A 19,397-nucleotide genomic window follows, 5' to 3' on the forward strand; every position below is an offset into this window, starting at 1 on the left:
GGCGGTTATTGTTCCACTTTCGTCCTAATATTGCGAAATTCCTATCGTGGATGCCTGACGACGATCACTGTCCGTTCAGCACGTATGCCCGGCAGGGTCTCGTCGTGAAGGAGCTTCTGCAAGACGTCATCGCTGTGGGTGTCGAGATGCTCGGTGGGTTCGTCGAGAAGCAGGATCGGTGCGTGGGTGAGCAATGCGCGGGCAACGATGAGGCGGCGACGCTGGCCGCCAGAGACACTGTCATCGCCAGCCGCGAGAACAGTAGAGAGACCCTCGGGGAGGGCGGTGAGCCAGTCGCCGAGACCCAGTTCGGTGAGAATCGCGATCATGTCGGCATCCGTAGCGTAGGGGTTGCCGATGGCAAGGTTGTCCCGAATGGTGGTGGCAAAGATATGTTCGTCTTCGGCGACGAAGAGCGCTGGTGTACCAGGGGAGCTGGTCAGTTCATGGCCGTCAGCGTCGGTGATATGGACTGTTCCGGAGCGAGGGGGTACGAGACCCGCCAGGGTTTTCAACAAAGTGGTCTTACCGGCACCAGAGGGAGCGATGATTTCTCGACGAGCACCGAAAGGCACATCCGCGTTCCACGTCTGCAAGTCCCGGTCATAGCCGGTGACGAGCGAAAGTGCACGCAGTCGTGGCCGTAGTTCATGGTCAACGTCCACAGCGTAGTGCTGGGGTGTCTGGTCGTCTGAAAGTGGTGTCTCTGTGTCTAGGCCACAGACATCGGATAGCCGGGTCAGAGCATCATGAGCTCGAGCCAACGCTATCGCAGCGCTGGGCAGAACGGACACGGCTTCAAATGCTGCCAACGGAACGAGGACGATGACCGCGAGCCACTCCGGCGTATGAAGTGGTGTGTGGTCTGCTGCCGTGTACGTCCATAGGGCAACGACGATGGTTGCAATCGCAGTGAAAGCTGACGCGGCGGTGGACAGTGCATGGCTGGCACCGTCATGAGGTGCAGCGGCTTTTGTAGCGTGAGCCAGCGCCAAGGTGGACTTCTGAGTGCGCGCCAGGGCGGTGTCCAGTTGATTGTGGACGCGTAGCGATGGTGCGTCAGTCAGCACCCGATCCACCGCTGTGGCGTGCTCGTCGAGGGCGGCTGCATGCAAAGCATTGGCCTTCATCGTGCCGCGGTAGACAATCCATGGCGCGGCTACTCCCGCAAAGAGTAAGCCCGTCGCAAGCGCTATCGCAGCCCCCGGTGACAGAAGAGCGGTAAACATGACCGCGAAAAAGGAGGTCAGTGCAGCAACGCAGATAGGGACGAGCGCACGAACGATGACATCGGCAATCGCGTCAACGTCATCACCAAGTCGGGTCAGTACATTTCCCCGTGACCACGTGGACAAGGTGCCTGACCTGGACCGTGCCACTCGAGTCCACATATTCGCACGTGCGTTAGATGCTGCTCGGAAAGCGACATTGTGCGACAAGACACGATCCAAATAGCGGAACGCGGAACGGGAAATGCCAAGGGCACGGACAGCAGTCACTGCGACGGTGATATCCATGACTGGTGGCATCTGCCAGGAGCGGGTAATCAACCACGCCGACACGATCGTCAACGTCAGCGCTGACAACAATGTCACCGTTCCCGCTACTACCGGTCCGACCAGCGCTCGTGCCTTGAGCCCAGTGATTTCTCGCAATGTAGTGATAATCATGAGGCTTGGGCCTCCAGGTGAGAAACCGTGACGACGGAATCTGCAGCCTCCATCGCAATCGGATCATGACTAGCAATGAGGACTGTATCGCCAGCGTGGGCACGGTCGCGGAGAGTATCCATCATTATGCGTGCATTCGCCTCATCAAGGTGTGCTGTTGGTTCGTCAAGAATGAGCAGCGTGCGCTGCCGGTCGGCTAGTTCGTTGGCGAGGGCGACACGCTGGCGTTGCCCTAGCGACAAATTCGACGTGTCGCCAACCGCGTCGGAATCCAAGACCGGCCGTTGTGGCAGATAGGCGCAGTGCTCCCACAGTTGCTGATCGCGAAGAATCCGAGGTGAGGGTGCCGTCCCGGCAGGCCTCCATTCAGCTGGCTGCCCGCTCGCAACCTGCACTACCGTTGCTGTTCCGCTGATGCCTTCCGTCGCAATGCCGAGCACACCTAACAGTGCCGTAGACTTGCCAGAGCCATTTTCGCCAGCCAGAACTGTGATCTCGCCGGGACGAGCATGCACTGACAAGTTCCACGGACGCTGACCATCTCGCCCCTCAGCCGTGAAACCAGTCAACACCACGTGTAAGCCGGGCCATCCCGACATCAAGACCTGTTCTGGCACTTCATCTACTTGGTTTGCTTGGGCGCTGTGCAACGATTCGTCGTGAAGCACATCCAACACAGCAGCGGAAGCAATCAGACCATCCTGTGCGTTATGGAATTGCTTTCCGACGTCGCGAACCGGGGCATAAACCTCCGGAATGATGATGAGGACTGCCAGGCCAGCGGATAATGCCATGGCTCCGTCGAGGAGTCGGAAACCAATGCCGACGGCGACGAGAGCGACCGAGATGGTTGCGAAGAACTCCAACACCATGCCGGATAAGAAGGCGATTCTCAGCACGCCCATGGTCGAGGTGCGGTGCGCTTCCGAAAGGCGCTTGACCTCATGTGTCGGGGCGTCAATAGTTCCATGTGCGCGAAGAGTCGGCAGTCCGACGACGAGATCGAGGATCTGATCGCGCAGAGTGCCTACATCGCGTAGCCGCTGTTCCGTCTTGCCCTGAGTGAGCAGGCCTACCAACCACATGAACACGGGAATCAGTGGCAGCGTGATTATCGCAATGACAAACGACCCGAGATCAAGCCACGCTACCGCTGCCAGCGCCACCGGAGTGGAAATACACATCGCAACAAGTGACGGGAGGAACCCGGAAATATAGGAGCTCAAACCGTCGATTCCGGTGGTGGTGATTGCTCGCCACAACGGAACATCAATCGTGCGGGGATCGGACACAGCGAGGCGGGAGAGTACGCGCTGACGTAGATCTGCAATTACCTGCGCAGCAGCAAGTTTCCCGAAACGCTCCAACGCCCACGCCACGGCAATGCGTACCACGGCGCAGGCAATCAGCCACGTGAACTTCGATGCATGGCGTTCCCACAACTGTGACGGAGATGCCGGAGAAGTGATCATGTCAGCTGCAATGGTCGCCACGATCATGCCCATGCCGATCACAGCGACGCTGCCGATTGCAGTGAGAACGCCAGATAATACGATCCATTGGCGCGCCGGGCGAGAATGCCGAAGGAGACGGGGGTCGACGGGCTTGATAGTGCTCACTCCTAGACCACGAATGACAAAACTGCGAGAGTTAGAAAAACAGAAGCTGGCTCAATCCGAGAATACGTTTCCCGAGTTGAGCCAGCTTTCATGCACAAATAGTCGAGCAACAACGTAGCAGTTGTGCGCCTGCTAGGCGGTGACAGGTTCTGCCACAATACGTTTGCGGAAAACCCAGTACGTCCATCCCTGGTAGGCGATTACCAATGGAGTGATGAAGAGCGCAGACCAGGTCATGATTGTCAGGGTGTACGGATTCGACGCCGAGTTCCAGATATCCAACGTGACTCCGTCCGCCAAGGTTGTTGGCATCAGGTTAGGGAACAAGGATCCGAAGGCCAGAGCAGTGACTGACAGTACTGCAAACGATGTTGCAAGGAATGACAAACCATCCTTGCCCATCTTCACAAATACAGCACCTGCTATTACGCCAAGAAGAGCGATAACCGTTGGGATCCAGGTCCAAGCCTTACCGTGTGCCAGCTGAGTCCAAATGACGAATGGCGCTCCGAAAACGACGGCGAGAGCAGCCACGATCGTGAGCGAATTGCCCACTTCTTCGCGGATACTACCGGCGGTCTTCAAGCGAAGGAATGCCACTGCATGTAGGACGAATACTGCAGTCAGGGCGACGCCACCCAGCAAACCGTAAGGGTTGAGCAAGCCAAGCAACCCGCCAAGGCCAGCGTCCATCTGCCGGTTTGCATCAATAGGGATGCCACCTAGCAAGTTGGCGACAGCTACACCCCAGAGGACTGGTGGTAGCCAGGAGCCGACGATGATTGCTGCGTCGCACCAACGACGCCACTTTTCATCCGCGACCTTGAACCGCCATTCCAAGCCCACAATGCGGACGATCAAGCCAATCAGAATCAAGAACAAGGGCAGGTAGAAACCGGAGAACATGGTCGCATACCACTCGGGAAATGCTGCAAAAAGTGCACCTCCAGCGGTAATCAACCACACTTCGTTGCCATCCCACACTGGACCAATGGTCTTGAGAAGTGCAGCACGGCGATTCTCATCTCGACCGACAAACGGCAACAGAATACCGACGCCGAAGTCAAAACCTTCAAGCAAGAAGTAGCCCGCAAACAGCACGGCTACGAGTACGAACCAGATGACAGGCAATTCCAAACCGAACATGACAGATTCACCTACTTTTCGTTCTCATCGTCGCGTGCGGCGAAACGGACTGGTTGCGGAATACGTGCGCCAATGGCGGTGGCTACCGGAGCAGATGGGCCAGGAGCAGCCGAAGGATCATCTGCTGGGTGAGCACCCGTAGTGGCAGCGCCGTCGTGAAGCACTGGTGCATCTTCAGTTGGGGGACCAGCAATCACGGCGCGCTTAATGAGCCAAAACCACACGACTGCAAGTGCCGCGTAGACCAGCGTGAAGCCAACCAGGGTCAGGATTACTGTTGCTGGTGCGTGGTTGGACACACCCATGTCGACGGTCATGCGGATGAGCTCAGTGCGGGAGTCTCCGACTGATTCAGGATTCGGATGCACGATCCATGGCTGACGTCCCATTTCCGTAAAGATCCAACCAGCGGAGTTAGCGAGGAATGGAAACGGAATAGCAATCAGACTGCACGTCGCGAAAATGCTAGCCATCTTGCCCTGCGGTGTACGGCCGTTGCGTGTGAACAGCCATGCGAAAAAGGCAATAGCCAGCGAACCGACCATCAGGCCAATCATTGCTCGGAACGACCAGTACGTAACGAACAAGTTGGGAGAGTAGTTGCCGGGGCCGTACAGAGCCTCGGCCTTCTGCTGCAGATCAAGGACACCCTCGAGAGTGACACCCGAGAACTTGCCATCTGAAAGGAATGGCAGCACCCAAGGCAGCTCGATCAGGTGGTGGACAGATTCACAGTTGTTGTGCGTACCGATGGTGAGAACCGAGAACATTGGATCGGTCTGGGTATGACAAAGAGATTCGGCCGAAGCCATCTTCATCGGCTGCTGCACGAACATCAGCTTCGCCTGGATATCGCCGGTTACAGCGACACCAATCGACGATAAGATCGTTGCCCAGAAGCCAACCTTCATTGCTGAGCGGTGGGTCTTGTTCTTACTGTCTCGAACGACCCACCAGCCTGCAACACCGAGAATAAATGTGCCTGCAGTCAGGAATGAACCCGCAACTGCGTGGGGGAATGCAGCGAGAGCTGTGGGGTTGGTGAGCAACGCGCCGAAGTCGTTAAGCTCCGCACGTCCAGTTTCAGGGTTGTACACGGCGCCAACTGGATGCTGCATGAACGAGTTGGCCACGATGATGAAATATGCAGACAAGTTGACTGCCAGAGCCACAATCCAGATAGACAGTGTGTGCAGCCATGCAGGAATTCGACCCCATCCGAAGATCCACAATCCAAGGAATGTCGATTCAAGGAAGAAGGCGATGAGACCTTCGAGCGCCAGCGGGCCACCGAATACGTCGCCGACCATGCGCGAATACTCCGACCAGTTCATGCCGAACTGGAATTCTTGGACGATACCGGTGGCAACGCCCATCGCAAAGTTAATGATGAACACAGTTCCGAAGAACCGTGTTGCCTTATACCAGTGAGCCTTCTTAGTGGTGACCCAGAACGTTTGCATGAGCGCAACGAGAGGAGCCAAACCGATCGTTAATGGAACAAATATGAAGTGATAGACAGTGGTAATGCCAAATTGCCACCGCGATATATCGACGACATCCATAGAAAAACCTCATTTGTTAAACGACGCACATTTTGGTCGCTTTTAGCGAGTTCACTTAGTAGGTCGTTAAATCCGCTAATAAAGTTCCGAATTATGGGAGGGGGGGTATTGTGGTGTTGGTCTCATTGGGTGGGTTAGTGGCTCTGACCTGCAATTGTCGGTGTCTTGGGTAGGTCGATTACCCAATGAAAAACGTGAGCGCTAGAATCTTCACTCACGGGCCTCTAGCTCAGTTGGTAGAGCTGCGGACTTTTAATCCGTAGGTCGCGGGTTCGAGCCCCGCGGGGCCCACAAAATGCCTGCAGTCACGCGACTGCAGGCATTTTTGTGTCTAGATGCCGCTTGGATCGGCGCACACTGTTTTCCCAGAAACCGCCTGGTGGGCCTATACGGGGTGGTAAGTAGTGTTCAGGCTATTTCGTTTCCTAGGAGAAGGTATGTCTGATCGTATTGCTAATTCCGCACTTCGTGCGAAGGTCACCACCCCAGAAGCTGCTGCAGAATTCGTTAAGCACGGGGATCGTGTCGGTATTTCCGGTTTCACAGGCTTTGCCTGCCCTAAAGAGCTTCCCGGTGCCATCGCGACGCGAGCTAAGGAGCACCAGGAGCGCGGAGAAGCTTTCCAGATCGACCTCCTCACCGGCGCATCGATTTCCGCTACGTGTGACGGCGTTCTCGCAGAGGCAAACGCTATTCGCTTCCGCATGCCGTACCAGGGTGAGCCAACGATGCGTAAGTCGGTAAACGCCGGCAGCATGCTTTACGACGATGTCCACCTGTCCCACTCCGCCAAGCAGATTTCTGAAGGCTACTTTGGCGAAATCGACGTCGCCATCGTGGAAGCACTACGAATCACTGAAGAGGGGCATATCGTTCCGTCGTCAGGTATCGGCAATTCGGTCGAACTCCTCGATGCAGCGAAGAGCATCATCCTTGAGGTTAATGAATGGCCATCCCTTGATCTCGAAGGTATGGCGGACATCTACCGCATTGGTACCTCACCAGGGCGGCAGCCGATTCCGATTACGAGCACGGGAGACCGTATCGGCACGACCTACATCGATATCGATGTAAGCAAGGTAGTCGCGGTTGTAAAGACGAATGGGCCGGACTCGAACGGGCCGTTCAAGCCGTTTGACGAGATTTCCGAGAAGATCGCAGGTTTCTACCTCGATTTCCTGGAGGGCGAGGTAGCCGCTGGTCGTCTCTCCTATGACAATTACGTGATGCAGTCCGGTGTCGGCAATGTACCTAATGCGGTTATGGCCGGATTGTTGGAATCGAAATTCGAAAACATTCACGCGTACACGGAGCTCATCCAGGATGGCATGATCGACCTGATTGATGCCGGCAAAATGGAAGTAGCCTCTGCTACAGCATTCGGTCTGTCGGCAGAGTACGCCGAGCGTCTCAACCGTGATGCAGCGAAATACCGCGACAAGATCATCCTGCGTCCGCTCCAGGTCTCGAACCACCCTGAAGTTATCCGTCGTCTCGATGTGGTGGCGGCAAACGGCATGCTCGAGGCTGACATTTACGGCAACGTGAACTCCACCCACATCGCTGGCTCTCGCATCATGAACGGCATCGGCGGTAGTGGTGACTTCACGCGCAACTCCTACATTTCGTCTTTCATTACGACGTCTGAGGCGATGGGAGGCAAGATTTCTGCGGTTGTGCCGATGGTGTCCCACCACGACCACACCGAGCACGACGTGATGGTGGTGGTCTCGGAGTATGGCTATGCGGACCTGCGGGGCCTAGCACCTCGTGAGCGCGTCGCAAAGATGATTTCAATTGCACACCCTGACTACCGCCCGATGTTGGAGGAGTACTACGAGCGGGCTCTGAAAGCCACCCCGTTCATGCAGACTCCGCATGACCTGGAAACTGCATTCGACTTCCACAAGCGTTTCCTCTCGGAAGGTTCCATGAAGGGGAAGTAGGGCTGCTTAGGCCTCGGGAGGCATTCCCATCACCACGGTGAAACCCGATGGATTTCGATAGTGCTCCACCGCGGCGTGAATTGGCGCTTCAAAGCGGTGGAGCATTGGCGGTAGCTCGTTGACGGGAACCCATGCGACATTGCTGGATTCGTCATCTGCCACGTGTGCTGCCGTACTGCCCTTAGGGCAGCAGCGAAACCATACGCTGAGGTAGCTCGCCTTGTCGCCGTTGGCATGAACGAGTGGCGGAATAGTAACTACACCGATGACCGCCTCGACATCCACTGCAACGCCCGTCTCCTCAAGAACCTCCCGAGCCGCGGTCACGTGTGCTTCTTCGCCAGGCGCACAGATTCCGGTAATAGGTGTCCATTCACCGTTATCGCTGCGCTGCACGAGCAAGACTTCGAGTGTGCTCGAATCGCAGTCATGCTCTCGAAGCACCACTGATGTTGTACCGGGCAGCCACAGTAAGTCATGTCCTATTTTCTCGCGAATATCCACGATGAACTGTGGAGTAGGCATAGCTACCAAGTCCTTTCGGTCTGGCTTTGCACGGTGGCTTTGCGACGGTCGTCGTAAAGTAAAACCTGTGTCCAAAACTAGCAAAAACACTCGAAAAGGTGGCTGTGAACTGCTGTTTTGTACTTTCTATGCCTTATGATTTAGGCTTTCTATCGTTGCTTACAGCGAAAGCAAGAGCAATATGAAGCCGGGCTCCCATCGTCTAGAGGCCTAGGACTCCGCCCTTTCACGGCGGCAACACGGGTTCGAATCCCGTTGGGAGTACCACTAAAATTCTTTTTAGTTTTCTTCATGGCCCTGTGGCGCAGTTGGTTAGCGCGCCGCCCTGTCACGGCGGAGGTCGCGGGTTCAAGTCCCGTCAGGGTCGCAATTATGTGAAGGCACAGACTTTGGGTCTGTGCCTTTTTTGCTTTTCCCGGGTGGGTTATTTGTTGAGTTCCACGGAGCCAACGCTCCTCAATTTCCGTGCTCTGCAGGTACGATTTCCTGAAATGTTGTCAATCGCGTGCCGTTAAGACGTGGAATAGGGGATCAGCATGGGCTTCTTTAGCAAGCTGTTTGGCTCTGAGTGGAAGGTTGGCGAACTTGAGGCGGCCACCTTGGTTAAAGGCGGTGCTCGTTTGCTTGATGTGCGCACTGCTGCAGAGCGGAAGTCTCAGCCACTGAAGAAGTCGGCTCATATACCGGTTCATGAATTGTCGTCTCGCAGTAAAGAACTGAACATGAAGCATCCAATCGTAGCGGTATGTGCGCATGGTCCACGGGCTCGTCGTGCGGCAAGCGTGCTACGAAAGGAAGGCTTCGAAGCCTACTGGTTGGCCGGTGGCGTAAGCTCCTGGAATGCAACACAGTAGAGAGCTGTTTCACATTGGGCTAAATTGCTAATGACCTGGTGATTTGTGGCTTTCATGCCATTCTGTGTAAAGTAACCTCTCGTGCAAGGATGAAAGTCCAAGCGCGGCAGATGTCTGCAAAGACATTTTGGCCCTGTGGCGCAGTTGGTTAGCGCGCCGCCCTGTCACGGCGGAGGTCGCGGGTTCAAGTCCCGTCAGGGTCGCCAGCTTTTCCTTATGGTGAAGCTATGGCCAGATAGCTCAGTCGGTAGAGCGTCCGCCTGAAAAGTGGAAGGTCAGCGGTTCGATCCCGCTTCTGGCCACAATGTAGCCCCAGTTGGTTCGTCAACTGGGGCTTTTGTGTCGGTGTTACCTCCATCGAGGCAAGAAATGCGTCGAGTTTCAACATTTCTCACTATATGGACCACGAGTTTCGGGGACATTGCTTAACCGCGAATTGGGGTCGCTAGTATGGGGGTTATGACCACTGAGTACGCTTCCGCCGGCACGATGTCTGGCGACGCAACCTTGCCATCGGTAATTCGTATTTTCCTCTATACCGATGGTGCAGGCCGTAAGGAGGCTGCGGCAAAAATTAAAGCTGCGCTGACTGAATTCGCTCCGGAGAGTGAAGCCACGGTCTACGAGGATGTCATGCCGGATGTCGATCGCACGTCGTCGTTGGCTGATTTGTGGACACAGGCAAACCCTGGTCAGGATCCAGGCGATCGCGCGCGTCAGCGTATCTCTGTCATCGTTCCAGGGTTGTCCCACGCGGAACTGGCTGATTTGTCCGGTCCGCTCGCAGACATCGTGAGCCCAGGGTGGCGTTCAGGCCATGCAGCTGAGCGCGCAGAGTCCGAAGGCAATGTTCCATGCCGTGTAGCCGTCGGCGTTGCTGATGAGCATCCTGGCGAACCTCCACTTATCCAGAATTAAAGACGACGCGTTTGCTGTCCTAGTACACTCAAACAAACAAACGCTGTTGCCAAAGTTCTGAAAGAAGGAAGTAACCATGTCGCAGGAAATTACCCACGATAAGGACGCCTCACGTTACGTCATTACTGTCGACGGTGCCGAGGCTGGTTTCGCAGCTTATGAGACCGCTGGTGACGCCCTGGACTTCAATCACACTGAGGTCTACCCAGAGTTCCAGGGCCAGGGGTTGTCTAAGCCACTCGTTAAGGCTGCGCTTGACGACGTTCGAGTGAACGGTCGCACGATCATCCCATCCTGCTCAGCCGTGGAGCGGTTTATTGCCAAGAATCCTGAATACCAGGATGTCGTGCAGAAGTAGCCAGTTACATCGAAGTAGTTCGTACTTCATGTGGATAGAAGAAACCCCAGGCAAATGCCTGGGGTTTTGCTGTAGTCGAGGGGAATCCGCTTAGCTGCGGTCGCCGTCGCCTTGCACGTAGGTAGCAGGATCACACAGCTTTTCATGCTCTGTTGGTTTGGCCTGCCGTACCTTGCCTGGGATGCCGACAACAATGGAGTTCGGAGGGCAATCCTTCGTGACAACCGAGTTCGCACCGATGCTAGAGCCGGCCCCGATTACAACTGGGCCAAGTACTTTGGCGCCAGCACCGACAGTGACGCCGTTTTCCAGCGTGGGATGACGCTTGACCTTCTCGAGGCTGCGGCCACCGAGGGTGACACCGTGGTACAGCATGCAGTCGTCACCAATTTCAGTGGTTTCACCAATAACAATGCCCATGCCGTGGTCGATGAAGAAACGTCGGCCGATGGTTGCGCCGGGGTGAATCTCGACGCCAGTGAGGAAGCGGGTGAATTGCGCCAAAACTCGCGCAACTCCCTTGGCTGCTCCGCCTCGCTTCCATAGGCGATGAGCTAACCGATGTGCCCAAATCGCATGGAGGCCAGAGTAGACAACAGCGTTTTCCACGTCTCCACGAGCAGCTGGGTCGTGATTACGTGCGTTGTCCAGATCCTCCTTGAGGATCTCGAAGATACGGTTCATAGGGAAACACCTTACAGAGTGGAATGAGACCACGAACAGTGCTGCCTGAAATTACGGCATACTGTCGTGGCCTCATGGGGGTTGAAGGCGTCTAGGGACTTAGTTACGCAGGTCTTCGTAGAGGATTGACGATACGTAACGCTCGCCAAAGTCAGGAACGATGACGACGATCGTCTTGCCTTCAGCTTCTGGTCGAGCAGCGATCTCGAGTGCTGCCTTGATGTTTGCACCGGCAGAAATGCCGCCCAAGATACCCTCGGCGGTCGCTACCTTACGCGAGACTGCAATTGCATCTTCGTTGCTGATCGCGATCACTTCGTCGAGAAGCTCGCGGTCCAATACCTCTGGGATGAAGTTCGCGCCAATTCCCTGAATCTTGTGTGGGCCAGCGTTGCCCTCGGTGAGAAGTGGGGAAGAAGCAGGCTCGACGCCGACGATCTTGATGTCGGAGTTGTATCGGCGCAGGGTCTTGCCGGTGCCGGTGACCGTGCCACCCGTGCCAATGCCCGCCACGAAGTAGTCGATATTGCCATCGGTGTCCGCCCAGATTTCTTCACCAGTGGTGATTTCATGAATTGCTGGGTTGGCAGGGTTGTCGAACTGGGAAGCAAGGATCGAGTTCTCCGTCGAAGCCACGATCTCCTTTGCCTTATCGACGGCACCCTTCATGCCATCTGCGCCTGGAGTCAGTACCAGCTCGGCGCCAAATGCGCGTAGGAGAACACGACGCTCGGAGCTCATCGTGTCCGGCATAGTCAAGATGACCTTGTAACCGCGCGCTGCGCCCACCATAGCCAGCGCAATGCCGGTATTTCCGGAGGTTCCTTCGACAATTGTGCCACCTGGCTTGAGTTCGCCGGACTTTTCAGCTGCATCGATAATCGCCTTGCCGATTCGGTCCTTCACGCTATTAGCCGGGTTGTAGTACTCAAGCTTCGCTACGACGGTTCCTGGAAGGCCTTCGGTTACGCGGTTGAGTTTAACCAGCGGGGTGCCGCCGATGAGTTCAGTGACATCGTTGTGGATTGTCATTTGTAGTCTTTCCCTTCACTGTTTGTGAGATTCATTGTCTAATCGTCGAATTCAACGGCGAGTGTACGCGCAACTATTCCATTTGTACAGACTGGTTAGTCTATTTGCGGCAGGGGTCGGGCAGGTATGTGTTTATCTGTGCAGGTAGTGGGCGTGATTGCAGGGTTGGCCACTGAACAGATGTGTAGCGGTAGGCAATCGAGAATGTTCGTAAGTGACTGCTAAAATCAATTCTGATCGACGGTGGACGGGAATGTCTTGAAAATGGACAGCGGCCCTCGCCACTGTGATCGAGGTGACTCCAACCGACAGTTGGTGCCACGTGATGCATCGTGCTCGATGGAAAAGGTGCGGTGACGTTGCGGAAGGCGTCGGTTTGGTCGCAAACTGCAATGCAGATTCGCGCATGGTGGTTGCGTGCCTCGTCAGCCAGGAGACCGGCCGTCGCATCGCCCCAGCCGCATACGCGGTTGGATTCACCGTGCGTCATCCACGAGGTGATGGGTGTCGCGGAAAGAAGAAGAAAATGCATATTGCAGAGGGATTTCTCCCTGTAAGCCATGCAATTGGTTGGTCTGTTGCCTCGGCGCCATTTGTCATTCATGGTGCGGTTCGGGTGAAGAAGACGCTGAAAGAGCACCCCGGATCCGGCATGTTGTTGGGCGCGGCGGGTGCGTTCACATTTGTCCTGTCGGCACTGAAGATTCCATCTGTGACGGGGTCTACCTCGCACCCGACGGGAACCGGATTTGGTGCGGTGGTGTTCAAGCCACCAGTGATGGCGCTGCTGGGCACCATCGTGTTGCTATTCCAGGCGTTATTGCTTGCTCACGGCGGCATTACGACGCTTGGTGCCAATGTGTTCTCGATGGCTGTCGTTGGTCCGTGGGTAGGCTATGCCGGCTATCTATTAGCGCGAAAACTGGGGAGCGGCTTGCTCCCCGCAGTTTTTGTTGCCGCGTTCTTGGCTGACTTGTCCACGTACTGTGTCACTTCGGCTCAGCTCGCGTTGGCTCACCCGGCAGATCCTGGCGGGTTCCTCGGTGCACTTGCGACTTTCATGGGCATTTTCGCTATAACTCAGATCCCACTAGCCGTCATCGAGGGTCTGCTCACCGTTTTGGTAGTTCGTGCGTTGCGAGCTGTAGCAGCAAAGGAACTGTTTGGTCTCGGCGTGCTCACTCGCAGCGAAGTATCAGACAGTGTTGCAGCTGAAGTTGCAGCGGAGTACGAAGACAACACACGTGACGACGTCGCGGTCAAGCAGGGAGCGTAAAACACCATGTCCACCAAAGACACAACAAAAAACAATGGCTGGATTACCGCGCTGATCATCGCAGCGATCGCTCTGCTGGCCGCGTTTCCTATGTTCTTCAACTTTGGCGATCCCGAGGCGGAGGAATCGTTCGGAGGAGCCGACGGTGCAGCAACGGAGTTGGTTGAAGAATCCAACCCTGACTACAAACCATGGTTTAAACCTGTAATCGGAGAACTTCCTGGTGAAGTGGAATCCGGTATTTTTGCCCTCCAAGCTGGCCTCGGGGCTGGAGTTCTTGGGTACGTGCTTGGCAATTATCGTGGTCGCTCTCAGGAGCGTAGCCGTCGTGAAACTGACAATGCTTCTCGAAGCGCATCTGATGTAGGAAACACCACGTCCTAATGAACGCCCTGGAAGTAGCGGCCGCAGCAAGTCTGTGGGCGCAGCGAAATGTGGGCGAGAAAGTACTGCTGTTCGGTGGGCTACTGCTGCTGGTGATCTCGCTATCGCCCTGGGCAGTAGCTCCACTAGTTTTCGCCATCGCGGTTGTCACAGCGTGGATTGCACGAGTACCAATGCGATTGCTCGCTGCAATGGTCATTGCACCTGCCACTTTTGTGCTGGTGGGGATTACTCCGCTCCTGGTGTCTGTGTCGACAGATGGCATCATGTGGTCACCGACTGGTCCACAGCGGGCGGCAGAAGTGGTCATGAGATCTATTGCGGGCATAACCTGCACGATGACGTTTGCGTTGACTACTCCCATGTCAGAACTCTTGGTGTGGCTGGAACGCCGTGGGATTCCGCGGTCCATCACCTACGTTGCCGAGCTGACGTACCGCATGACAGACTCTCTGATCGCTACTGCGCGTGGCATGCACGAATCACAAGCACGCAGGCTGGGGCATACGACTCGACGTGGGATGGTAACCGGCGTGGCAGCACAATCTGCGAACCTTTTCATCGTGGCTTTTGCCCGCGCACAAAAGCTCCAAGACGGTCTAGAACTTCGAGCGGAGCCAGGCGCAACGAGGGTTTTGGCTGAGATACGGCCCGTCGATAAGCGATTCGTCGTGGTTTCTGTCGGGCTGCTTTTCGCGGTACTTGCAGTGTGGGCGATAATTCAGTGGTACGGGCCAGATCTAACGCGGTGAGGAGGAATTTCAATGCCAGATCCAATTCTTACGGCGTCTGAGCTCGGTTTTTCGTACCCCGGTATGCAGATTCTCGACGCGATCAACGTAGATATCCGCCCTGGCGAAAAGCTTGCGCTCCTCGGTGCGAACGGTTCTGGGAAATCCACGTTGATGCGGATGTTGGCAGGGTCGCTTGTCCCCACAACTGGCAGCATTTCTCTTGACAGTGCTCCCTACAAATATGACCGCAGGGGGCGAAATCGGATCCGAGAAAGTGTCCAAATGGTGACGCAGGATCCCGACGAACAGCTTTTCGCCGTTACTGTTTCTGCGGATGTGTCGTATGGGCCAGCGAACCAAGGCCTCGAAGAACCTGAGATTCGCGCACGTATGCGCGAGGCAATGGACGCTGCCGAAATCTCCGATCTCGCCGACCGCGTTCCACACCAACTGTCCTTTGGCCAGCGCAAACGGGTGGCTCTAGCCGGAGCTTTGGCGATGCGCCCACGGATCTTGCTTCTCGACGAACCGACAGCAGGGCTCGACCCTGCCTCAACGGCGAAGCTTCTGGACACTCTTCAACGTCTCCATACCGGCGGTACCGCAATCGTCATGGCTACGCACGATGTCAACATTGCTTGGAATTTTGCACATAGCGCAGCGGTGATCGTCGAAAAGAAGCTCGTGGTGGGTGAGCCGAATGATGTTTTGCTGAGGTCCGAATTGATCAACAAAGCGCGACTCACGTTGCCGTGGGCACCAGTGGTATCTGAGGCGTTGGGGCGAACGGTGAGGACTCCCGCCGATATTCTCGGTGAGAAATAGTCGCTAACTGACCAGTTAGAAGCGTTTTTTCCACTGTGGGGCCTTCGCGTAGTGACGTCGCAGCTCGTGCACTGGAGCACACCTAAACTAAGAGGACCCATGGAACAGCACGCCGGAAGTGCAGCAAACGTGTCGCGTCGTCTACCTGCAGGCTTTCACGTCACGCCTGTCCACGGGCGCCCTCAGTGGCCGGATCAACAGGATCCGACGCAACAGGTAGGTGTTCGGGCTCACTGGCGTTTGTCTTATCGGTGGCTTTTGATGACTGCCGCACAAATGCTGGCAGCACCACACGATAGATGGCCTACTTTTCGACGCTTCCCAGGTGAGCTGATTCACCCAGTGCACATGTCGAATTTCGTTCCAGTTGACCGCTGCGGGACAGCTCCGGAATTTCACCGGATTCCCTCTTGCGCTTGACAATGAAAGTTCGGATCACTTGGAGGAATGACGCAAAACGATCAGACAAGACCTGGTGCACATGCCAGCATACGAAATTTCGGAGGCGCGATACACGATTCCCGTTGTGGGGGTAGCAAACTTGCACAATTACAGGACAATCAAAGATAACGTGGACAAACTGTGAATCATGCGAATTGTTAATATGTATTAAGGTTGTGGGAAAGTGACAATTTTTGAGCGCTGTTTAGTAGTGGTGTGATTTTTGCCTCAATGCAGGGGCACCCAAACGGAGGGTAATATCTAACCTGTACGAAATTTCGCCCCCGCTTGGGTTGCCCCGGCGGGTGGTTTCCGCGGAGCAGGAGGATGCTAGATGGACCCCCACCGCATTCTGGATGATGCAGAGGTTATTAAGTCGTCTCTCGTGACGCTTAAGAATGCCACCGGGATTCCGGTCACCATGTATGCAGAGGTCACTGAGCACGGGAAGATGCAGATTAGCCATTGGGTTGGCTTGCGCACTCCCGCTATGCAGAACTTGGTAATAGAGTCTGGCGCAGGTGTTGGTGGCCGCGTGCTGGCGACTCGTCGTCCGGTAGGTGTGAGTGACTACCTTCGCGCGAAGGTGATCACACATGAATACGACCAAGCAGTGAAAGACGAAGGCCTGCACTCGTTGGTTGCAGTTCCAGTTATTGTGAGCCGATTGGTTCGTGGCGTCTTGTACGCAGGGGTGCATTCGTCGGTGCGACTAGGGGACAAGGTCCTCGAAGAGGTCACCATGACTGCGCGTTGCTTGGAACAAGACCTGGCGGTCGTAGATGCATGTCGCAACATGGACCGCACGAGTGGCGGTAAGGGCGGCCGAATAATGAACGGCGCCGAGTGGGAGCAGGTTCGCTCTACGCACTCGAAGCTGCGCATGTTGGCCAACCGGGTCGATGACGAAAAGCTTCGTCAGGAACTCGAGGAACTGTGCGATCAGATGGTCACCCCAGTTCGCGTCAAGCAGACCACCAAGCTGTCTGCGCGTGAGCTCGATGTCTTGGCATGCGTCGCACTCGGTCACACGAATGTCGAGGCCGCCGAAGAAATGGGTATTGGTGCTGAAACGGTGAAGTCGTACTTGCGCTCGGTGATGCGCAAGCTGGGTGCTCACACCCGTTACGAAGCCGTGAACGCCGCGCGTCGAATTGGCGCGCTGCCATAAGCTTCATGTCGTACAAACGTTGATGGGGTCGTCGTTAAGTTTTCCGCTTAACGACGACCCCGTTTGTATATATCGCTACTGATCGCGCTGACCGCCTGGAACCCACTTAACATCATCGCCATTGTTGGCGACGCGACCCAGAATGAACAAGAGGTCGGACAGCCGGTTCAAGTACTTTGCGGGAAGTACCGAGGTGGTGTCAGGAAATTCGCGGACGGCAGCCCATGCCGAACGTTCCGCGCGCCGAGTGACGACCCGAGCCGTGTGCAGCCACGCTGCGGACTGCGTACCACCTGGCAAAATGAACGAATCTAGATTCGGCAGATCCTCGTTGAACTGGTCGCACCACTTCTCTAGCTGCTCGATGTACTCCGGGGTAATGCGCAGCGGTGGATACTTTGGGTTCTCTTCGATCGGGGTAGACAGGTCTGCGCCAGCATCAAAGAGATCATTCTGGACGTGACGGATGACCTTTGCGACGTCGTCGGAAAGCTCGCCCAGAGCAATAACATGACCGAGAGCTGTGTTCGCTTCGTCGCAGTCGGCGTAGGCGATCAGTCGTGGATCGTCCTTCGGAACCCGGGAAAAGTCAGAAAGACCGGTGGTTCCGTCGTCGCCCGTGCGGGTGTAAATGCGTGTGAGATGTACAGACATACACCCAGCCTAAGCGTGAATCGCAAAAGTGTGGTTGGGTAGGTTGCGTGGGAAATGAACGATTCCTTGTCAAAGGTGGCGCTCAGCTGAGCGGGCAGGTCCGCGTGTCTGGCGCGAAAAACTCCGTGCTCAAGCTGATGGGCGCAGCCCTGCTTGCCGAAGGCACGACTGTTCTTACAAACTGCCCTGAAATTGATGACGTACCGCTGATGCAAAAGGTGCTCGAAGGATTGGGCTGCACCGTCGAGCGTGATCGGGATGTCATCCGCATTGATGTTCCCCAGAGCATCTCTCCAGTCGCTGACTTCGAGGCGGTACGTCAGTTCCGAGCATCAGTATGCGTGCTCGGCCCGTTGACATCGCGGTGCCGCAAGGCTGTAGTTGCACTGCCTGGTGGCGATGCCATTGGTTCTCGTCCTTTGGATATGCATCAGTCTGGCTTGGAGAAGCTGGGTGCGCGGACGTTCATTCATCATGGTTGCGTCGTGGCAGAAGCCGATGGCTTGCATGGTGCGAACATCAAGTTGGACTTCCCGTCGGTGGGTGCAACCGAGAACATCGTGACGGCTGCTGTGTTGGCAGAGGGCCACACAGTGTTGGACAACGCTGCTCGTGAACCTGAGATCGTCGACTTGTGCAACATGTTGATCGAGATGGGTGCGAAGATCCAGGGTGCTGGTTCGAATACCATCACTATCGATGGCGTGAAGTCCTTGAACCCCGTGACACACGAGGTCGTTGGTGACCGAATTATTGCTGGTACGTGGGCTTATGCTGCGGCTATGACCGGTGGAGATGTCACTGTTGGTGGCATTAATCCGCGTCATCTGCATCTTCCGCTGGAGAAGCTGAAGAACGCGGGTGCTCAGATCGAGACGTTTACCAACGGATTCCGCATTCGTATGGATGGCCGCGCACAGGCAGTCAACTACCAAACTCTGCCTTTCCCGGGATTCCCCACTGACTTGCAGCCGATGGCAATTGCACTCTCCGCAGTGAGCGAAGGAACCAGCGTTCTCACCGAGAATGTATTCGAGTCGCGTTTCCGCTTCGTCGACGAAATGATTCGACTCGGCACTGATGCCACCATCGATGGTCACCATGTCATGATCCGTGGCAAGGACAAGCTGAGTTCCGCTCCCGTATGGTCTTCGGACATTCGTGCCGGAGCTGGACTCGTACTCGCGGGTCTGTGTGCGGAGCCGGGGGATGTCACCGAAGTGCACGATGTCTACCACATTGATCGTGGCTACCCATGCTTCGTAGAAACGCTGACTGCGCTCGGCGCAGAAATCGAACGCGTCTCCTAGTTCCAAGACAAGTTAAGTAAGAACACAACAGGCGGCATCCTTCTTGGGTGCCGCCTTCTCCATTTCTGACAGCTGTTTCCAGCAATATTCCGCTTCTCGACGGTGTCAATAGGGCTAAAAAACACATGTGACCAGCGGAGTTGGCCTTTGTTGGAGCGGTATGTGTATTGTTATCGGAGTCAGCGCGACGGGCTGCGGCCGGTGGTTGTGGTTGTTGTGTTGGTGGGGATGGTTTCGTTCCTTGTTGTGGTTCGGGTCTGGTTTGACTTTGTTCTGCGGGGTTTG

At 55.8% G+C, this 19,397-nt stretch carries 18 protein-coding genes, 5 tRNA genes and 2 riboswitches; of the genes, 15 read left to right on the forward strand and 8 right to left on the reverse strand.

What is annotated here, in order from left to right:
- Positions 1-41: 41 nt before the first annotated feature.
- From cydC to WG934_RS09435, 4 genes are all read right to left on the reverse strand, one after another.
- Positions 42-1,670, reverse strand: coding sequence for a thiol reductant ABC exporter subunit CydC (cydC, locus tag WG934_RS09420; RefSeq protein ID WP_339989874.1), 1,629 nt, complete (start codon positions 1,668-1,670; stop codon positions 42-44).
- Positions 1,667-3,289: an ABC transporter ATP-binding protein/permease gene (locus WG934_RS09425; protein ID WP_339989875.1), complete on the reverse strand. Its 1,623-nt coding sequence runs from the start codon at positions 3,287-3,289 to the stop codon at positions 1,667-1,669. The genes cydC and WG934_RS09425 overlap by 4 nt, the downstream gene beginning before the upstream one ends.
- Positions 3,290-3,421: 132 nt before the next feature.
- Entirely contained in the window at positions 3,422-4,426 is a 1,005-nt protein-coding gene (cydB, locus tag WG934_RS09430; RefSeq protein WP_339980055.1) for a cytochrome d ubiquinol oxidase subunit II, read from the reverse strand.
- A gap of 20 nt (positions 4,427-4,446) precedes the next feature.
- Positions 4,447-6,000, reverse strand: coding sequence for a cytochrome ubiquinol oxidase subunit I (locus WG934_RS09435; protein ID WP_339980023.1), 1,554 nt, complete (start codon positions 5,998-6,000; stop codon positions 4,447-4,449).
- A 218-nt stretch (positions 6,001-6,218) separates the two neighbouring features.
- On the opposite strand from WG934_RS09435, the gene WG934_RS09440 reads away from it, so the two are divergent.
- A tRNA-Lys gene (locus tag WG934_RS09440) sits at positions 6,219-6,291 on the forward strand.
- A 146-nt stretch (positions 6,292-6,437) separates the two neighbouring features.
- On the forward strand, positions 6,438-7,946 hold the full coding sequence (locus WG934_RS09445; RefSeq protein WP_339989876.1) for a succinate CoA transferase: 1,509 nt from the start codon (positions 6,438-6,440) through the stop codon (positions 7,944-7,946).
- 6 nt (positions 7,947-7,952) lie between these two features.
- Here WG934_RS09445 and WG934_RS09450 read toward each other — a convergent pair whose 3' ends face one another.
- Positions 7,953-8,471, reverse strand: coding sequence for an NUDIX hydrolase (locus tag WG934_RS09450; protein WP_339989878.1), 519 nt, complete (start codon positions 8,469-8,471; stop codon positions 7,953-7,955).
- A 191-nt stretch (positions 8,472-8,662) separates the two neighbouring features.
- Between WG934_RS09450 and WG934_RS09455 the strand changes: the two genes are divergently transcribed.
- The 7 genes from WG934_RS09455 to WG934_RS09485 all read left to right on the forward strand — a co-directional run bounded on the left by WG934_RS09455 (position 8,663) and on the right by WG934_RS09485 (position 10,601).
- Positions 8,663-8,738, forward strand: a tRNA-Glu gene (locus WG934_RS09455).
- A gap of 26 nt (positions 8,739-8,764) precedes the next feature.
- Positions 8,765-8,838: transfer RNA gene (locus tag WG934_RS09460), tRNA-Asp, on the forward strand.
- Positions 8,839-9,007: 169 nt separating this feature from the next.
- Positions 9,008-9,325 carry a rhodanese-like domain-containing protein gene (locus WG934_RS09465; protein WP_339989879.1) on the forward strand — a complete coding sequence of 106 codons (318 nt, stop codon included), beginning with the start codon at positions 9,008-9,010 and terminating at the stop codon, positions 9,323-9,325.
- 129 nt (positions 9,326-9,454) lie between these two features.
- A tRNA-Asp gene (locus tag WG934_RS09470) sits at positions 9,455-9,531 on the forward strand.
- 23 nt (positions 9,532-9,554) lie between these two features.
- A tRNA-Phe gene (locus tag WG934_RS09475) sits at positions 9,555-9,627 on the forward strand.
- 157 nt (positions 9,628-9,784) lie between these two features.
- Positions 9,785-10,243: a hypothetical protein gene (locus WG934_RS09480; RefSeq protein WP_339989880.1), complete on the forward strand. Its 459-nt coding sequence runs from the start codon at positions 9,785-9,787 to the stop codon at positions 10,241-10,243.
- A 76-nt stretch (positions 10,244-10,319) separates the two neighbouring features.
- Positions 10,320-10,601 (forward strand): GNAT family N-acetyltransferase, encoded by a 282-nt coding sequence (locus tag WG934_RS09485; protein WP_339980029.1) that lies wholly within the window; start codon positions 10,320-10,322, stop codon positions 10,599-10,601.
- A 90-nt stretch (positions 10,602-10,691) separates the two neighbouring features.
- Here the strand turns inward: WG934_RS09485 and epsC are convergent, their stop codons facing one another.
- Together epsC and cysK are read right to left on the reverse strand one after the other, a co-directional pair.
- The gene (epsC, locus tag WG934_RS09490; protein WP_339980030.1) at positions 10,692-11,285 is read right to left on the reverse strand and encodes a serine O-acetyltransferase EpsC; all 594 of its coding nucleotides are present in this window, start codon (positions 11,283-11,285) and stop codon (positions 10,692-10,694) included.
- Positions 11,286-11,384: 99 nt separating this feature from the next.
- Positions 11,385-12,317 carry a cysteine synthase A gene (gene cysK / locus WG934_RS09495; protein WP_339989881.1) on the reverse strand — a complete coding sequence of 311 codons (933 nt, stop codon included), beginning with the start codon at positions 12,315-12,317 and terminating at the stop codon, positions 11,385-11,387.
- A 224-nt stretch (positions 12,318-12,541) separates the two neighbouring features.
- Positions 12,542-12,777: riboswitch (cobalamin riboswitch) on the forward strand.
- Positions 12,778-12,843: 66 nt separating this feature from the next.
- Here cysK and WG934_RS09500 point away from each other — a divergent pair.
- The 5 genes from WG934_RS09500 (at position 12,844) to ramA (ending at position 17,148) form a co-directional block, all read left to right on the forward strand.
- On the forward strand, positions 12,844-13,593 hold the full coding sequence (locus WG934_RS09500; protein ID WP_339989889.1) for an energy-coupling factor ABC transporter permease: 750 nt from the start codon (positions 12,844-12,846) through the stop codon (positions 13,591-13,593).
- A 6-nt stretch (positions 13,594-13,599) separates the two neighbouring features.
- A complete protein-coding gene (locus WG934_RS09505; RefSeq protein WP_339989882.1) occupies positions 13,600-13,977 on the forward strand; it encodes an energy-coupling factor ABC transporter substrate-binding protein in 378 nt (125 codons plus the stop codon).
- On the forward strand, positions 13,977-14,729 hold the full coding sequence (cbiQ, locus tag WG934_RS09510) for a cobalt ECF transporter T component CbiQ (RefSeq protein WP_339989883.1): 753 nt from the start codon (positions 13,977-13,979) through the stop codon (positions 14,727-14,729). Before WG934_RS09505 ends, cbiQ begins: the two co-directional genes overlap by 1 nt.
- 12 nt (positions 14,730-14,741) lie before the next feature.
- Positions 14,742-15,536 (forward strand): energy-coupling factor ABC transporter ATP-binding protein, encoded by a 795-nt coding sequence (locus tag WG934_RS09515; RefSeq protein WP_339989884.1) that lies wholly within the window; start codon positions 14,742-14,744, stop codon positions 15,534-15,536.
- A 198-nt stretch (positions 15,537-15,734) separates the two neighbouring features.
- A riboswitch (cobalamin riboswitch) is annotated at positions 15,735-15,994 on the reverse strand.
- A gap of 317 nt (positions 15,995-16,311) precedes the next feature.
- Positions 16,312-17,148: an acetate metabolism transcriptional regulator RamA gene (gene ramA / locus WG934_RS09520; protein ID WP_339980037.1), complete on the forward strand. Its 837-nt coding sequence runs from the start codon at positions 16,312-16,314 to the stop codon at positions 17,146-17,148.
- 75 nt (positions 17,149-17,223) lie between these two features.
- Here the strand turns inward: ramA and WG934_RS09525 are convergent, their stop codons facing one another.
- The gene (locus tag WG934_RS09525) at positions 17,224-17,802 is read right to left on the reverse strand and encodes a cob(I)yrinic acid a,c-diamide adenosyltransferase (protein WP_339980039.1); all 579 of its coding nucleotides are present in this window, start codon (positions 17,800-17,802) and stop codon (positions 17,224-17,226) included.
- 47 nt (positions 17,803-17,849) lie between these two features.
- Between WG934_RS09525 and murA the strand changes: the two genes are divergently transcribed.
- Positions 17,850-19,112, forward strand: a complete 1,263-nt coding sequence (gene murA / locus WG934_RS09530) for a UDP-N-acetylglucosamine 1-carboxyvinyltransferase (protein ID WP_339980040.1) — start codon at positions 17,850-17,852, stop codon at positions 19,110-19,112.
- The last annotated feature ends 285 nt before the right edge of the window (positions 19,113-19,397 follow it).

This window comes from Corynebacterium sp. H78, from assembly GCF_037572275.1.
Lineage (GTDB): Bacteria > Actinomycetota > Actinomycetes > Mycobacteriales > Mycobacteriaceae > Corynebacterium.

What these genes read in the sequence shown, in the direction of transcription:
- WG934_RS09450 (WP_339989878.1), bottom strand. Translation starts at nt 8,471, where the DNA reads ATGCCTACTCCACAGTTCATCGTGGATATTCGCGAGAAAATAGGACAT.
- WG934_RS09525 (WP_339980039.1), bottom strand. Translation starts at nt 17,802, where the DNA reads ATGTCTGTACATCTCACACGCATTTACACCCGCACGGGCGACGACGGA.
- WG934_RS09435 (WP_339980023.1), bottom strand. Translation starts at nt 6,000, where the DNA reads ATGGATGTCGTCGATATATCGCGGTGGCAATTTGGCATTACCACTGTC.
- cysK (WP_339989881.1), bottom strand. Translation starts at nt 12,317, where the DNA reads ATGACAATCCACAACGATGTCACTGAACTCATCGGCGGCACCCCGCTG.
- WG934_RS09485 (WP_339980029.1), top strand. Translation starts at nt 10,320, where the DNA reads ATGTCGCAGGAAATTACCCACGATAAGGACGCCTCACGTTACGTCATT.
- WG934_RS09480 (WP_339989880.1), top strand. Translation starts at nt 9,785, where the DNA reads ATGACCACTGAGTACGCTTCCGCCGGCACGATGTCTGGCGACGCAACC.
- WG934_RS09465 (WP_339989879.1), top strand. Translation starts at nt 9,008, where the DNA reads ATGGGCTTCTTTAGCAAGCTGTTTGGCTCTGAGTGGAAGGTTGGCGAA.
- WG934_RS09515 (WP_339989884.1), top strand. Translation starts at nt 14,742, where the DNA reads ATGCCAGATCCAATTCTTACGGCGTCTGAGCTCGGTTTTTCGTACCCC.
- WG934_RS09445 (WP_339989876.1), top strand. Translation starts at nt 6,438, where the DNA reads ATGTCTGATCGTATTGCTAATTCCGCACTTCGTGCGAAGGTCACCACC.
- cydC (WP_339989874.1), bottom strand. Translation starts at nt 1,670, where the DNA reads ATGATTATCACTACATTGCGAGAAATCACTGGGCTCAAGGCACGAGCG.
- ramA (WP_339980037.1), top strand. Translation starts at nt 16,312, where the DNA reads ATGGACCCCCACCGCATTCTGGATGATGCAGAGGTTATTAAGTCGTCT.
- epsC (WP_339980030.1), bottom strand. Translation starts at nt 11,285, where the DNA reads ATGAACCGTATCTTCGAGATCCTCAAGGAGGATCTGGACAACGCACGT.
- WG934_RS09505 (WP_339989882.1), top strand. Translation starts at nt 13,600, where the DNA reads ATGTCCACCAAAGACACAACAAAAAACAATGGCTGGATTACCGCGCTG.
- cbiQ (WP_339989883.1), top strand. Translation starts at nt 13,977, where the DNA reads ATGAACGCCCTGGAAGTAGCGGCCGCAGCAAGTCTGTGGGCGCAGCGA.
- WG934_RS09500 (WP_339989889.1), top strand. Translation starts at nt 12,844, where the DNA reads ATGCATATTGCAGAGGGATTTCTCCCTGTAAGCCATGCAATTGGTTGG.